This is a genomic window from Amycolatopsis sp. NPDC048633 (genome assembly GCF_040650695.1).
Taxonomy (GTDB): Bacteria; Actinomycetota; Actinomycetes; order Mycobacteriales; family Pseudonocardiaceae; genus Amycolatopsis.
In genome coordinates this window covers 102423-115949 of record NZ_JBEZHS010000028.1, presented here as the reverse complement: position 1 = coordinate 115949, position 13527 = coordinate 102423, and the positions used below count along the sequence as shown (strand labels likewise).

Below are 13527 nucleotides of genomic sequence, written 5' to 3'. Positions count from 1 at the left end.
CTGCTGATCTGCCAGGGCGGCGGCGCTCTGCAGGGATGGCCGCGAGTGGTATTCACCCCGAACGGGCAGCCGGTCGCCGTTCCGCAGGTGTCCCCGGCGGAGCTGGCCGAGCAGGCCATCTCGGAGATGGGATTGTCGGCGCCGGACATCCGGCTCGCGCCCCCGCCGGACTCGCCGCACGGCGCGACGATCGGGTTTCCGGTCTGGATGTGGACCGCCCGCCGCGAAGCCACGGTAGGCCCGGTGACGCGGACCGCCAGTGCCGGCTCGGTCACCGTGACCGCCACCGCGACGTTGGCGAAGATCGACTGGGCGACGGGCGACGGGACGACCGTCAGCTGCTCAGGGGCTGGCACCGAGTTCAGCGACGACCGGGCAGGACAGCCGTCGCCGACCTGTGGCCACGTCTACCGCGACCTCGTCGACGGAGGAGTAGCCGCGGTCAACGCGACGAGCCGCTGGGAAATCCGCTGGTCGGGAGGCGGGCAGAGCGCGTTCAGGACGATGGCGCTGACCTCGTCGGCGCGGCTGCCGGTGCGGGAGATCCGGACCCTCAACACCGGAGGCCCGCGATGACGACGCGAGTGCAGAAACTGCGAGGCGTTCCCGACGCTCCGCCTCCCGCCCCGGTTCCGCTCCGGCCACCGCGGCGTCGCCGGTCCAAACTGCTCGTCCTGCTCGGAGTGGTGTTGTCCGCGCTCTCCGCTACCGGTGTCGTGTGGGTCTTCCGCGCGACCGACGACGCGGTGCTCGCGGTCGGCGTTGCCCGGCCGGTCCGGTACGGCGAGGTCATCACAGCCGAGGCGTTGCGCCAAGTCCAGGTGCGGTCCGACCCCGGCGTTCGGCCACTGCCGTGGGACCGGCGGTCGGAAGTCGTCGGCCGGACGTCCCCGACCGACTTGCAACCGGGCGAGATCGTGACGCCCGACGCGGTGTCGGACTCGGCCACGGTGCCGGGCGCCGGCCAGCAGCTGATCGGTGTGCCGGTGAAGCCCGGGCAGCTGCCCGCCGCACCCTTGCAACCTCGCCAGCCGATTCTTCTGGTGCCGGCAGGCGCCGCCGGAACCGGCGCAGAGGCGTGGCCGCCCGTCCAAGGCGCGGTGATCAGCGTGAGCGACCGCGTCGCGACTTCGATGCAGGTGGTCGACGTCGTCGTGCCGGAAGCGAACGGTGTGCAGCTGGCATCGCGCGCGTCGGCCGGCGGTGTCGCGATCGTTGTGCTGCCGAAGGACCGGTGATCGGCGTGTTGATCTCCTTTGTCTCGGTGAACGGCAGCCCAGGCGTCTCGACGGCGGCGTTGGCGCTGACCTGGGTGTGGCCGCGGCACGCGGTCGTCGCCGAGTGCGATCCGACCGGCGGGCGCGCGCTCAGCGTGTTCGACCCGGACGGCAGCCACGGCAGGACCGGCGTGTTCGAGCTGATGCTGCAGGCGCGGTCCATGCCGCTGCACCGGGCGATGTCGAGCCAGCTGCTCGTCCTCCCGGACGGCACCGCCCGGCACCACCTCCTGCCGGGCGTCAGCTCCCCGAGGGAAGCCGACAGCCTGGACTGGCGACGGTTGACCTCGTTGTTCCTGGACCTGGAGACGGTCGACGTCCTCGCCGACTGCGGCCGGTTCCGCAGCCGGGCCACCGCGACCGCAACGCTGTCGGAGGCCGACCTGGTCGTGGCGGTCGTGGCCAACTGCCGCAGCTCGCTGCAGGCCCTCGCGAACGCCGTGGACGTCATCCGAGAAGAGCACGGGGTGTTCGACGACGAAGGGCTCGTCGTTCTCATCGTCGACCCGGACCCGCGGACCCACCAGCGCTATCCGCACGGCGAGATCGGGAAAGAGCTCGGTCTGCACGTAGTCGGTGCGCTGCCCTGGGATCCAGTCGCCGCGACGCAGTTCTCAGAGCTGTATCGGCCCGGCCGAAAGTTCGAGACGTCACCACTGCTGACCCACGGGCGGAAAGTCGCCGACGAAGTCGGTCAGCGCGCGATGCAGCGGATGAGCTGGCTGCGGAAGCCGCCGCCGGTGGTGAACGGCCATGTCCGTTGACGTCGCCGCGGTCGCGGACATCGAGGAGCTCGTCGACCGGGTGCAGCAGCGGCTGGCGCCGCTCGTGCAACAGAAGATCGCGTCGGGGGAGCAGGACGAGCGTGCGGTCGCGGAGATCCTGCTCGACGACGCCCTGGCGACGGTGATCAAGGAGTGGGCGGGATCCGGCCGCCCGTTCCTCGACTTCGAGCAGGAGCAGGTCGTCAGGTCGGGCGTGCTGGCGGAGATGTTCGGCCTCGGCCGGCTCGAAGCTCTCCTGGCCGACGACGGGCTGGAGAACATCGACATCATCGGCAGCGACCCGGTGTGGTTGTCCTACCACGACGGCCGCGTCGGACGAGCGCCGCGGATCGCGTCGACCGATCAGGCGGTCCTTCGGTGGCTGCAGCGGATCGCCGCTCGGATGGGTCGCACCGAGCACACGATCAACGACGCCCGTCCGCTGCTCAACATGGAATTGCCCGGCGGAGAACGCTTGGCCGCGACGATCGGCGTCACCGACCGGCCGCACATCTCGATCCGGCGGCACCGGCTACCCACCGCCGGCCTGGAAGCCTTACGACAGCGCGGCATGCTCTCGACCGCCCAGCTCGCATTCCTGCGCGCGGCAGTGCGAGCCGAGAAGAACATCGTCATCTGCGGGCGGCAGAAGGCCGGGAAAACGACCCTGCTGCGAGCGCTGTGCTGGGAGATCCCGCCGACCGAACGTTTCGCGACGCTGGAGACCGAATTCGAGCTCGGCCTGCACCGTCATCGGGACCGCTTCCCCGCGGTGGTCGCGTTCGAGGAGCGGGAGGGCAACACCGAGCGCTGGGAGAACGGCCGCCCGGTCGGCGGCGTGGATCTCCCGAGGCTGGTGTGGCAGTCCCTGCGGATGAACACGTCCCGCACAGTCGTCGGCGAGGTCCGCGGCGGCGAGATCGTCCCGATGCTCAACGCGCTCGCGGCCGGCGGCGCTGGGTCCCTGTCCACCCTGCATGCGCGCAGCGCGGCGCAGGCCATCCACCGCATGGTGCTGCTGTGCCTGGAGACGAACGCGGCCTGGACACCCGAGTTCGCCTACGAGGTCGTCGCGAACACCATCGATCTCATCGTGCACGTCGACCTGGTGCACGAACCCGGTCGCCTCGATCGTCAGGTCGCCGAAGTTGTCTCGATCGAACCGGGGGAGTACGGGCGCCCGGCCCGGACCTCCGTCTTCACCCCGGCCGAAGGGCCGCGTTCCGTGCCGACCGGCAACTTGCCGACCGACATCGAGGACTACGAGGGCGGCGGCTTCGACCGCGCCTGGCTCACCAGCGGCGGCGACGGCGGTTGGCTGACTGATCGGAGCGCGCAATGACCGAGTTCGTCCTCGCACTGGCGGGCGCCGGTGCTGGTGCAGGCATCACGATGGTCGCCCTCGGCCTCTACGGACGAGAGCCGGACTACCTTCCCGTGTTCCGACGGGGGCAGTTCCCGACATGGTGGTCGGCTCGCCGGCGCAGTTCCGCGCGGTGGGCGCTGGCCTGCAGCGCGGGCGCGCTCGGATGGCTGGTCAGCGGCTGGCCGGTCGTCGGGATCGCCATCGCCGCTGCGGGCGTGTTCCTGCCGTGGCTACTCGGCGCCGGGAAACTCGCCACCCAGCGGATCGAGCGGTTGGAAGCGCTCGAGGACTGGTTGCGCACCCTCGCGGATGTCCTTCGCGCCGGCAACGCTGGACTCGTCGGCGCGCTGCAGTGCTCCGTTCACGACGCTCCGCCCGCTATCGGTGCCGAGGTCATCACGTTGGGACAACGGCTGCGCACTTGGGACGTCGCCGACGCCCTGATGCAGTTTGCCGACGACGTCGACGACCAGATCGGCGACGCTGCGGCGGCCGGCCTGTGCGTCGCTCATCAGCAAGGCACGGGCACCGCCGAGCTGCTGACCACCCTGGCCCGGCAGATCGCCGCCGATGTCGCGGCGCGCCGGGACGCAGAGACCGAACGCGCCCGCCGCCGTTCCGCGGCCCGGATCCTGCTCGGACTATGGGCGGTGATGTTCGTCGGCTTCGCGGCCTTCGGCAGCGACAGCTACACGTCGGTCTACAGCACGGTCGGCGGGCAACTGGTGCTCGCCCTGGTACTTGGCGTCGTCGGCATCGCAGTGGTGTGGCTGCGGCGGCTCGGTGTCGAGCCATCGGCACCGCGGTTCCTGCACCGGGAGTCGACATGAGTACCGAGGCGGCGCTGATCGCCTTGGCGATCACGGCGGCGATCGGCGTGACGCTGATCGTGGCGGCCTTCGCGCCGACGCGGCCGCGCCTCGCCGACGTGCTCAACGAGACATCGCAGGGCTCGCGTGGACTGCGCGATGTCGCGGTTGCCCACGCCGACAGGCTGAAACTGATCGCGAAGCCGGCTGACCTCGCGCTGGTCGGGCAGTCGAGCGAGTCCCTTGTGGCCCAGCGAGTCGGCTTCCTGCTCGTTGGTGCACTGTGGATCCCGGTGCTGACGACCGTCCTCGTGTTCGTCGGGGCCATGACGCCGATGGTGCTGACCGGCGGGGCGTCCGTGGGGTGTGCGCTCGTCGGGTGGCAGCTGCCGGTGCTGGTGCTGAAGAACAAGGTCAAGCACGCGAGGGCGACGTTCGCCGGCGCGCTGGCTGCCTATTGCCGGCTCGTCGCGTTAGGGAGGCTTGGCGACCGTGGTCCCGTCGAGGCGCTGCGCTACCCGGTCACCCTCGGCACGGGCTGGGCGTTCCGGCGGATCAAGCTGGCTATCGACGAAGCTGTGCTCCGTGGTCGGATGCCGTGGGCCGGATTCGCCGAGCTGGCCGAGGAGACCGGCGTCCGCGAGCTGAAGGACGTCGGGCACATCATCGCCAGCGCCGGCCAGGACGGCGCCAGCATCGTCGACACCCTCCGCGCCAAGGCCTCGGCCCTGGACGAGAAGCAGCTCGCAGAACGCAAAACCGGCTCGGCGATCCGCTCCGACCGCATGGACATGCCCGTCGCGCTGCTCGGGCTTGCGTTCATCGCCTTCCTCGCGTTCCCCGGCCTCTACCTGATGCTCCACACCTGAGAGGAGAAGATCATGCTCGGCAAGATCACGTTCTGGTGGCTGTACCTCCAGGCGCGCCTGAGTCAGTTCGCCGCTGAGGGCGAACGCGGCGACGAAAACATCACCAAGGCCTTCTACGCCGCGCTCGGCATCACCGTCGCCACGCTGATCGGCGCTGGCATCACGGCTTTCGTCAACGGCAAGCTTCCGCTGATCGGCGGCCACTGATGCTCGCGGGCGAGCGCGGCGACGACAACGTCGCCGCCGCGGTCATCTACAGCGCGATCTTGCTCGTCGCGTGGGCGGGCATCCAGATCGCGTTCGTCCTTCTCGGTCGCGGCGTCGCGCTGGAGGCCGCGCGGGACGGCGTGCGGTCGGCCCGACTCCCGCCGGCGAATCCGGCGACCGCAGCGTCGGCCGCCGAGACGTACACCCGCGACGTCACCGGCACCTGGCTTTCCGACGTGCGCGCGCGGGCCGGCACGGACGGCGACCACATCACCGTGACCGTGACCGGCGAGGCGGCTTCGCTCGTGCCGTTCGCCCGGTTTCCTATCAGCCAGACGGCGTCCGGCCCGATCGAGCGGATCGAGCCATGACCGGCGACGAGCGCGGCGACGTCACCGTCGAAGCGGCAGTCGGCGTGACTGCGTTGTTCCTGCTTCTAGGGCTGGGACTGGTCGGGGTCCGCGTTTTGGTCGCCGACGCGGCGATCGACGAAGCTGCGCGGTCGGCTGCCCGCGCCGCGTCCATTGCCCGAGATGGCGACGCCGCAGCTGTGGCCGCCGAGCACCGCGCCCGCGAAGTGTTGGCCGAGCAGCAGTTGACCTGCAGCAGCCTCAAGGTTGCGGTCGATGCCGAGGACTTCGCGAAGTCCCTCGGCGAGCCTGGATATGTCACCGCCACGATCACCTGCGACGTCCCGCTGGACGGCCTCGCGATCCCCGCTATTGGGGGTTCGAAGACGCTACAGGCGCAGTTCTGCTCGCCGATCGACCGCTACGGCTCACGATCATGAAGCCCCGCGGCTTTCTTCGCGATGAACGCGGCTCGGCGTCGGTACTGATGCTCGGCCTCTGCCTCGCGCTGCTCATCGCGGTCGGCTTCGCCATCGACGGAACACGCAAGGGCCTGGCCTACTCGCAGGCGACAGCCATCGCCGAAGAAGCCGCCCGCGCTGGCGCGCAGGCCCTGCACGCACGCTCCCTCGCGAACGGCTCTGACGCCGACGTCGAGCCGGCCGTCGCCGAGGCAGAGGCACAGCGCTACATCGCGTCGGCTGGAGTCACCGGCACTGCCCACGCCGACGAGCGCGAAGTCGTCGTCGACACCGTCATCAGCCGCACCACGATCTTCCTCGGCTCCGTCGGGATCGCCGAGTTCACCGTTCACGGCCACGGTGCCGCCGTCCTCGTCTCGGCGGACTGAGCCGGGAGGAGCACACCATGCGCATCACACTCCGGACTCTCGCCGGACTCACGGCGATCAGCGCCTTGATCGGGGGCCCTCCTGCCGCGCTGTGGCACTTCCGCACCGCGTACCTGCCTGACCGGTTCGACGACGTCTTCACCTGGCTGACCACTCGCGACGACGGCAGCCTGTTTCTCCTGCTGCTGGTGGGCATCGGCCTGATCGCATGGCTCCAACTGCTCGTCGCCTTCGGCGTCGAAGCCGCAGCGACCCTTCGCGGGACACGAGCTCTGCGACTGCCGGGCTTCGGCTGGGCTCAGCGTCTCGCTGCCGGAGTGCTGCTCCTGCTGCTGGCCGGCACGGCGACGGCCGAAGCCGCCGAGGTACCGCCTCACATCGTCGTCACCGGCGACAACCTCAGCTCGGTCGCCGCGGCCGAGCTCGGCGATGCAGGTCGCTACCGCGAGATCTACGAACTCAACCGCGGAGTCCCGCAGCCCGGCGGCGGCGCGCTTCGCGACCCAGAACTGCTGAAGCCCGGCTGGGTTCTCCAGCTGCCGGAGTCCGGCGAGGTCACCGTCCGGCCCGGGCAGACCCTGTCCGAGATCGCCCGTGACCGGCTCGGCGACGCTCACCGCTATCAGGAAATCTTCGACCTCAACCGAGACCGCCCGCAGCCGTCCGGTCGCCCGCTCACCAGCCCGGACCAGCTGCACCCCGGCGATGTCCTCCGGCTGCCGGGCCACGACCCGAAGCCCACTCCGAGTGCGCCACCAACTCCGGCTCCGGTGCGTACGCCGGCCCCATCTCACCCCGCAGCCGTCGTCCCGCCTGCGACGCCACGTCCCGCCGAGGCCGCGCCTGCCGTCGAACAGGACAGCGGCGTGCCGCCCGCGCTGCTCGCCGGCGCCGGGGGAGTGCTGGTGGCGTCTCTGCTCTTGCTGATGTCCGCGCGGCGCGGGCGTGTGCGTCAGCAGGCCGTCGTCGAAACGCCGTCAGTGCAGCAGCTCGACCGCGCGCTGCGAGCGATGGCCCGCAACGCTCGCCGAGACGGATCTGAGCTGCCCGCGGTCGCTGGGGCAAGCATCGGAGCAAACGGGATTCGCCTCCGGCTTGCTCGACCCGCCGAAGTCATCCGTCCGTTCACCGCTCTGACGGAGACCGAGTGGCTGTTGAGCGAGCAGCCGAGTGCGTCCGAGGTGGACGAAGATCTGGCTCCCTATCCAGCTCTGGTCTCCCTGGGCCACACGAGTGAGAGCGATTTGGTGCTGGCGAACCTCGAGCAGGCGGGCCTGATCGCGGTGCGAGGTGGCCCGGAGGACGTCGGCGCTGTGCTGGCCGCGATGACGTGGGACCTTCTCTCCGCCCGCTGGACCAGCGACATCATGATCGTCCTTATCGGAACAGGCATGCGCACTGCCGCCTGCAATGCCGACCAAGCTCGATTCGCCGAGAACTGGGGCGAAGCTCTCCAGACCGTGGCGACCGAACCTCGTCGCTCCGTGATCCTCTCGGCTGTGCCGGTAAACCACGCTCAGCTCGGCGACCTTGCAGCTGTAGATGAGCGAGTCGCCGCCATCGTGGCGGTCGTCCCGGACGGCGAGGTCCTCCCGGGGGCGTGGAGCCTGGATGCCGGAACTGGTCGCACCCTCGTCGCCGAGCTCGACATGGATGTCGAGCTGCAACGGCTGACGCCCGACCAGGTCACCCAGCTCACCGCCGGCCGCACTGAACCGGAAGCCCCCGAGCCAGAACCTCAACCCGAGCCGATGCCCTCACCTTCCGCTGTCGCCCGCGAGGTCCGGGCTCCCGCGATCAGGCTGCTCGGCCCGGTCAGCTTGATCGGCGTCGACCCCGCGGCCGTCGAGGCGAAGAAGATCAACCGGCTGACCGAGCTGGCGGCCTTCCTCAGCCTCCACCCCGGAGCGAACGCGGACGAGATCTCGCGGCAGCTCGGCACCGACACCGCACCGTGGTCGCCGGCGACCCGCCAGGGCTACATCTCGCGCCTGCGCACCTGGCTCGGCCGAGACTCCGACGGCGAGCTGTACCTCCCGAACGTCGACGCGAGACGAGGCGGCTACCGGCTCTCGGAAGCCTTCGAGAGCGACTGGGACCAGTTCCGAGACCTGTCTCGCCGTGGTCTCGCAGACCCCGAGACCTCGATCGACCAGCTGAAAGATGCCATGGAGCTGGTATCGGGCTTGCCGTTGAGCAACGTCCCGTCAGGCCGGTACGCATGGAGCTCGTGGATCCAGCGGGAGATGATCGACGCCGTTGTCGATGTAGCGCATGCGCTGGCCGCCGCCAGCTACGACGCCGGCGACCTCACGACCGCGCGCCGGGCAGCTGTCCGCGGACTCCAGGCCGACCCGGTCAGCGAACTCCTCTATCGAGACCTACTCCGAGCCGAACACCGCGCCGGCAACGTGGCAGGACTGCGCGAGATCGCCGACAGACTGGATTCATTTGCCGTCTCGCTCGACATCGAACTCGACGAGGAGACGACTCAGCTAGTGACCGCCTTACGGCCTGGCTGACGAACTCGCTGCGTCGAAGTTAAGTTCAGGAACGTATCTGTTCGGGTGGTTGGGAGCCGATGCGCCGCCATTTCGTTCCGCCGACGTCCTCGAAGACGACCTCGATCTCCGTGTTACCGCCGCTGGCCTCGATGTCAGCTATCGTTTCCTGTAATCTGCCGTCATCAGGCAAGGCCCACGGCTCCCAGGGGGCGTCCTCTCTCAGGAGGACCGAGCGCTTTCCGTCGGTGGCTCTGCACAGAATTTTGCGATCTTCCGACGGTAAGTGAACATGGATCGCAGCAACGTCCACTTCGATGATCGGTGACTCGCCCCGGTTCTCGATCTGCACTCGGACGCCTTGGCTCGCGACTTGTACCTGTGACACCTTGACGTAGAACGCTTGCACCCGTGCCTGTTCCCATTCTCGTCGGTTCTCGCGAGTGGTTTCTTTTCGTGAGATGCGAAGGGCTGCCCAGGCCGCAAAGAATGCTCCGAGGCCGCCGAACCACTGGCCGAGCCCCGCCCACCCATCCGGGTCGTGGTCGAACGGCCAGTAGCGGGAGCCGATCATCACGACAAGACCGGACAGTAGTCCGGCCAGGAAGCCCCACCTGCCGAAGAGGAAGCGGTTGGTCTTGATGAAGATCTGATCCGTGGGCATCGTGCCTCCGGCAAGTCTGTGAGACCTGATGTGCGGACTTCTGCCCTGCGTCAGTCGTTGCGAGACCAGTTGTTGTTACGAGGGGTCGATCGGTGCATGCCTTCTGTCATCGGTCTCGCGAATGAATGGCAACGTATTTACTGCTTGTCTCGGAGAAGGGCGTCACTCTCTGATGGGTCTCGCGAGCGACCGGCTTATTTGAGCGGTGAGTCTCGTCGGTCTCGGTCAAAGTCTCGGGGCAGGTCTCGGTGGATGAAGAGGTCGACAAGCCAAAGGTGCAGATGCAGCGGTGCGATGCAGGGTTCGCAATGCCACCGAGGCGGGCTGAGTCCAAATCGTGTTACGGTAAGGAACGCTCACGCGGTGAAACCTGCTGTTTCAGTGGTCGTGTCGAGCTAATTCACGGCGTAAGCGCAGAAAACCTGCGCTCCCGACTTGCTCGCGTATCGGCAGACCTCCTTCGCTGGGCTGCGGAAGCGCATCCTGCTGAGTCTGCTGAGGACACCTGACCCGTCATGACTTCATACGATCGAGTGCACATCAACCCGCCGGCTCCGGGCTTGAGCGGCTTCGGCCAGCGAGACCACGGCCCCGGTGTCTCGGGGCCGTCGGGACTCTCCGACCATGCTGTCTCACCCCTCGGCATGCCCCTTGCCCTGCTGCGTGACGAGGTCCGTGTCGCCTTCCTGGGGCGGACGTCCACCGAGGAGCAGCAGGACCCCCGGCAGTCGATCCTCCGCCAGCTGGGCAACTCCAAGGCCGCGTTGCCCCAATCCTGGGTCATCGTCGCGCACTTCTACGACGTCGAGTCCGGCCGGATGGAACTCGAGCGCCGCGGCCGTGGCGACCACTACGACCGGTTCGACATCCCGATTGCCCGCGATGGCGGCATTGCCGACCTGCTCTCGGAAGCAGCGAGCCCGGACCGCCGGTTCGACGTCGTCATCTGCGAGAGCATCGCGCGGGTGGCTCGCCGCGCTTACGAGGGACTCTCGGTCGAGCGAGACCTCGAGCGGTGCGAAGTCTCGCTGTTCGCGGCCAACGAGACCATCAGCGTCTCGGGCAGCCGAGCCCAGCGGATCCTGCAACGCCGGATCAACCAGTCCGTCGCCGAGTACGAAGTCCTGAACACCCTCGAGCAGTCCTGGGGCGGCCTCTGCACCCACGTGCGAGAAGGCTGGAACATCGGCAAGCCCTGTTACGGCTACAAGGCCAAGACCTTCCGGCACCCGAACCCGGCGAAGGCGGCCAAGGGCATCACGAAGACCCGCCTCGAGCCGGACGGACCTTGCGGTGAGACTGTGACGCAGATCGCGGCCTGGGTCTACTACGACCACTTGGGCACCGACGTGATCGCGGACTTGCTCAACCAAGACCTCGTGAAGCACCCGCCGCCGAGCCCACCCGGTGGTCGTCGAGCGAGGGGGTGCTGGAGCAGGTCGAGCATCAACGACATCCTCCGGAACCCCAAGTACACCGGCTACCAGGTCTACAACCGCCGTGCCACCCGGTCGGGCCGAGGCAAGCACAACGACCCGGTCAAATGGATCTGGTCGCCCGAGCCCGCCCACGAGCCGCTCATTCCGAAGTGGATGTACGACGAGCTCATCGGTCGCCGGCAGAGCAAGCAGCGGTCCCGTGCGAGCAACGCGCCGAACTCGCACCCGCAGACGAAGCGAACCTACCTCTTCCGTGGCAAGATTTTCTGCCCCTGCGGGCGTCGGATGGTGGGGGAGATCCGTCACGACCGGGCCTACTACCTGTGCCGACCGAGCAACAACAACCGCGGTCGGCCGGACAACTACCTCGGTCATCCCAAGACGCTCTACTTGCGCGAAGACGCGCTCCTCGACGCCGTCGCCGCCTTCCTCGCCGACCGCGTCTTCGGCCCAGAACGCCGGGCGATCCTCGATGCCCAGCTGGCGGGTATGGACACCGGTGAGGCCGACGAGCGTGAAGCTCAACGTACGCAGCTGCAGAAGGCCATGGATGGTCTTGTCAAGAAGCAGGAGTCTGTCCTTAGGCAAGCGATGGATGGAGACCCCAACGATGCCTTCACGAAGGCCCTGAGAGGGCGGTACAACGATCTCGAAGCCCAGCGCGCGGACTTGGCTGCGAAGCTGGCCGCCGTCGTCCAGGCAGCCGGGAATGTACCCGGCAAGCCGAGCGACCAAGCGCTCTCGCTCCTTGACGCGCTGCCGTGCCTGGCGGTGAACCTCGCGAAGGCGCCCGAGGATCTACTGAGGACCCTCTTCGAGGTGGTTCAGCTCAGCGTCCAGGTCCACGACGAGGGCGAGCATGCGACAATGACGATCACCCTGCCCGCTGACCAGCTCATCAAGGTGGCGGGCGCAGCAGAGAGGATTGGCGACCAGATGAACCCGCAAGGGACGCCCGAGGGGCGCGCCCGTGGGGTTCTGGATCGTGCCCCCGGTGAGATTCGAACTCACACTGGACGGGTTTTGAATCCGTTGCCTCTGCCAGTTGGGCTACGGGGGCGCGACGCCGCGACTCTACGGGATCACCGGACTTCGGCCGCTACCGGGGCGGAGTGTCGCGTGAGCCACTACGTGGTGAACGCCATCTCTTCTTCTGGATCGTTCCCGGTAGGCTTCAGGTTCGCGGGAAGCCGCGAAACCGACCGTCCCGCCGAGTATTCAGGAGGACCCCGGTGACCGATCAGGCTACCGAGGCCAACGGTGCCGCCACCGTGCCGCAGCGTCGGGTGCTCGTCGCCGAAGACGAGGCGCTCATCCGGCTGGACCTCGTCGAAATGCTGCGCGAAGAGGGGTATGAAGTCGTCGGCGAAGCCGGGGATGGCGAACAGGCCATCGCGCTCGCCACCGATCTCAAGCCCGACCTCGTGATCCTCGACGTCAAGATGCCCAAGCTGGACGGCATCGAAGCCGCGGCCAAGATCACCGGTGACCGGATCGCGCCCGTCGTCATCCTCACCGCCTTCAGCCAGCGTGACCTCGTCGAACGGGCGCGGGACGCCGGCACCATGGCCTACCTCGTCAAGCCCTTCGCGAAGCGGGACCTCGTGCCCGCCATCGAGCTCGCCGTCAGCCGGTTCTCCGAGCTGCAGGCCCTCGAAGCGGAGGTCGCCGGCCTCACCGACCGGCTCGAGACGCGGAAGGTCATCGACCGCGCCAAGGGCTTGCTCATGAGCAGGCAGGGCCTCACCGAACCCGACGCCTTCCGCTGGATCCAGCGCACCGCCATGGACCGCCGGACCACCATGAAGGCCGTCGCCGAGGCCGTCGTCGAAAGCATCGGAACCTAGCCGGACCGACGGCCGGCGGGGCAGAATCACGAGCGTGAAACTGCGCCTGCCGGCCGTCGTCGTCCTGGGACTGGTACTGGTACTGACCGCTGGCTGTGACGCCGCCGCGCCGAGCACTCCTGCGCCGACGACCTATGAACTGCCGCCGCGTCAGGTCCGGCCCGACGAGACCGCCCTCAAGGTGCCGCCCGCGAAGAACGGCGACACCGAGTTCACGCTGATCGGCCTGGCCGCCGGGCTGCCCAGCATCACCGGCAGCCACACCGAGATGCCCGCCAAGGGCCAGTACGTCCGGCTCCGGCTCGTCATCGCCAACACGGGCACCTCGAGCGTCCTTTTCGACCCGAAACGGCAACTGCTCGTCGACGACCAGGGCGCCACCCACCCGCCGGACGAGCAGGCCATGCTGATCAAGCGCCAGCCCGCCCAGTTCGACCTCGGGCACGGCGTGCGCGTCGAGTTCGACCTCTACTGGGACATCCCCAAGGACCGGAAGCCGGTCGCCGTACGGGCCTTCGGCGGCCCCACGATCAGCGACATGAAGAACGTCGACGGCACCGACATCAAGCTATGAGAAAGGGGCC

At 68.4% G+C, this 13527-nt stretch carries 14 protein-coding genes, 1 tRNA gene and 1 pseudogene; 14 read left to right on the top strand and 2 right to left on the bottom strand.

Annotated features, from left to right (window positions below):
* Positions 1 to 45 precede the first annotated feature (45 nt).
* Genes AB0C38_RS36295 through AB0C38_RS36245 form a run of 11 tightly spaced genes read left to right on the top strand, consistent with a single transcriptional unit; the run spans position 46 to position 9014 of the window.
* Positions 46 to 576, top strand: coding sequence for a hypothetical protein (locus AB0C38_RS36295; RefSeq protein ID WP_360682258.1), 531 nt, complete (start codon positions 46 to 48; stop codon positions 574 to 576).
* Positions 573 to 1238 carry an SAF domain-containing protein gene (locus AB0C38_RS36290; RefSeq protein ID WP_360682256.1) on the top strand — a complete coding sequence of 222 codons (666 nt, stop codon included), beginning with the start codon at positions 573 to 575 and terminating at the stop codon, positions 1236 to 1238. Before AB0C38_RS36295 ends, AB0C38_RS36290 begins: the two co-directional genes overlap by 4 nt.
* On the top strand, positions 1235 to 2041 hold the full coding sequence (locus AB0C38_RS36285) for a hypothetical protein (RefSeq protein ID WP_360682254.1): 807 nt from the start codon (positions 1235 to 1237) through the stop codon (positions 2039 to 2041). The genes AB0C38_RS36290 and AB0C38_RS36285 overlap by 4 nt, the downstream gene beginning before the upstream one ends.
* Positions 2031 to 3383 carry a CpaF/VirB11 family protein gene (locus AB0C38_RS36280; RefSeq protein WP_360682253.1) on the top strand — a complete coding sequence of 451 codons (1353 nt, stop codon included), beginning with the start codon at positions 2031 to 2033 and terminating at the stop codon, positions 3381 to 3383. Before AB0C38_RS36285 ends, AB0C38_RS36280 begins: the two co-directional genes overlap by 11 nt.
* Positions 3380 to 4237 carry a type II secretion system protein gene (locus AB0C38_RS36275; protein ID WP_360682251.1) on the top strand — a complete coding sequence of 286 codons (858 nt, stop codon included), beginning with the start codon at positions 3380 to 3382 and terminating at the stop codon, positions 4235 to 4237. Before AB0C38_RS36280 ends, AB0C38_RS36275 begins: the two co-directional genes overlap by 4 nt.
* Positions 4234 to 5085 (top strand): type II secretion system protein, encoded by an 852-nt coding sequence (locus AB0C38_RS36270; RefSeq protein WP_360682249.1) that lies wholly within the window; start codon positions 4234 to 4236, stop codon positions 5083 to 5085. The genes AB0C38_RS36275 and AB0C38_RS36270 overlap by 4 nt, the downstream gene beginning before the upstream one ends.
* 12 nt (positions 5086 to 5097) lie before the next feature.
* On the top strand, positions 5098 to 5292 hold the full coding sequence (locus AB0C38_RS36265; protein WP_360682247.1) for a hypothetical protein: 195 nt from the start codon (positions 5098 to 5100) through the stop codon (positions 5290 to 5292).
* A complete protein-coding gene (locus tag AB0C38_RS36260; protein WP_360682245.1) occupies positions 5292 to 5663 on the top strand; it encodes a hypothetical protein in 372 nt (123 codons plus the stop codon). Before AB0C38_RS36265 ends, AB0C38_RS36260 begins: the two co-directional genes overlap by 1 nt.
* Positions 5660 to 6082 (top strand): hypothetical protein, encoded by a 423-nt coding sequence (locus AB0C38_RS36255; protein ID WP_360682243.1) that lies wholly within the window; start codon positions 5660 to 5662, stop codon positions 6080 to 6082. Before AB0C38_RS36260 ends, AB0C38_RS36255 begins: the two co-directional genes overlap by 4 nt.
* On the top strand, positions 6079 to 6492 hold the full coding sequence (locus tag AB0C38_RS36250; RefSeq protein WP_360682241.1) for a pilus assembly protein TadG-related protein: 414 nt from the start codon (positions 6079 to 6081) through the stop codon (positions 6490 to 6492). The genes AB0C38_RS36255 and AB0C38_RS36250 overlap by 4 nt, the downstream gene beginning before the upstream one ends.
* Positions 6493 to 6509: 17 nt before the next feature.
* On the top strand, positions 6510 to 9014 hold the full coding sequence (locus tag AB0C38_RS36245) for a BTAD domain-containing putative transcriptional regulator (RefSeq protein ID WP_360682239.1): 2505 nt from the start codon (positions 6510 to 6512) through the stop codon (positions 9012 to 9014).
* A gap of 25 nt (positions 9015 to 9039) precedes the next feature.
* Here the strand turns inward: AB0C38_RS36245 and AB0C38_RS36240 are convergent, their stop codons facing one another.
* Entirely contained in the window at positions 9040 to 9657 is a 618-nt protein-coding gene (locus AB0C38_RS36240; protein WP_360682238.1) for a hypothetical protein, read from the bottom strand.
* Between the two features lie 515 nt (positions 9658 to 10172).
* Between AB0C38_RS36240 and AB0C38_RS36235 the strand changes: the two are divergent.
* Positions 10173 to 11468, top strand: a pseudogene (locus tag AB0C38_RS36235) (recombinase family protein); the annotation flags it as partial.
* Positions 11469 to 12082: 614 nt separating this feature from the next.
* On the opposite strand, the gene AB0C38_RS36230 reads toward AB0C38_RS36235, so the two are convergent.
* A tRNA-Leu gene (locus AB0C38_RS36230) sits at positions 12083 to 12156 on the bottom strand.
* A gap of 172 nt (positions 12157 to 12328) precedes the next feature.
* On the opposite strand from AB0C38_RS36230, the gene AB0C38_RS36225 reads away from it, so the two are divergent.
* Together AB0C38_RS36225 and AB0C38_RS36220 are read left to right on the top strand one after the other, a co-directional pair.
* On the top strand, positions 12329 to 12943 hold the full coding sequence (locus AB0C38_RS36225; protein ID WP_360682236.1) for a response regulator: 615 nt from the start codon (positions 12329 to 12331) through the stop codon (positions 12941 to 12943).
* Positions 12944 to 12977: 34 nt separating this feature from the next.
* Positions 12978 to 13517, top strand: coding sequence for a DUF4352 domain-containing protein (locus tag AB0C38_RS36220; protein WP_360682234.1), 540 nt, complete (start codon positions 12978 to 12980; stop codon positions 13515 to 13517).
* The last annotated feature ends 10 nt before the right edge of the window (positions 13518 to 13527 follow it).

What these genes read in the sequence shown, in the direction of transcription:
- AB0C38_RS36255 (WP_360682243.1), top strand. Translation starts at nt 5,660, where the DNA reads ATGACCGGCGACGAGCGCGGCGACGTCACCGTCGAAGCGGCAGTCGGC.
- AB0C38_RS36290 (WP_360682256.1), top strand. Translation starts at nt 573, where the DNA reads ATGACGACGCGAGTGCAGAAACTGCGAGGCGTTCCCGACGCTCCGCCT.
- AB0C38_RS36245 (WP_360682239.1), top strand. Translation starts at nt 6,510, where the DNA reads ATGCGCATCACACTCCGGACTCTCGCCGGACTCACGGCGATCAGCGCC.
- AB0C38_RS36260 (WP_360682245.1), top strand. Translation starts at nt 5,292, where the DNA reads ATGCTCGCGGGCGAGCGCGGCGACGACAACGTCGCCGCCGCGGTCATC.
- AB0C38_RS36280 (WP_360682253.1), top strand. Translation starts at nt 2,031, where the DNA reads ATGTCCGTTGACGTCGCCGCGGTCGCGGACATCGAGGAGCTCGTCGAC.
- AB0C38_RS36265 (WP_360682247.1), top strand. Translation starts at nt 5,098, where the DNA reads ATGCTCGGCAAGATCACGTTCTGGTGGCTGTACCTCCAGGCGCGCCTG.
- AB0C38_RS36270 (WP_360682249.1), top strand. Translation starts at nt 4,234, where the DNA reads ATGAGTACCGAGGCGGCGCTGATCGCCTTGGCGATCACGGCGGCGATC.
- AB0C38_RS36240 (WP_360682238.1), bottom strand. Translation starts at nt 9,657, where the DNA reads ATGCCCACGGATCAGATCTTCATCAAGACCAACCGCTTCCTCTTCGGC.
- AB0C38_RS36250 (WP_360682241.1), top strand. Translation starts at nt 6,079, where the DNA reads ATGAAGCCCCGCGGCTTTCTTCGCGATGAACGCGGCTCGGCGTCGGTA.
- AB0C38_RS36275 (WP_360682251.1), top strand. Translation starts at nt 3,380, where the DNA reads ATGACCGAGTTCGTCCTCGCACTGGCGGGCGCCGGTGCTGGTGCAGGC.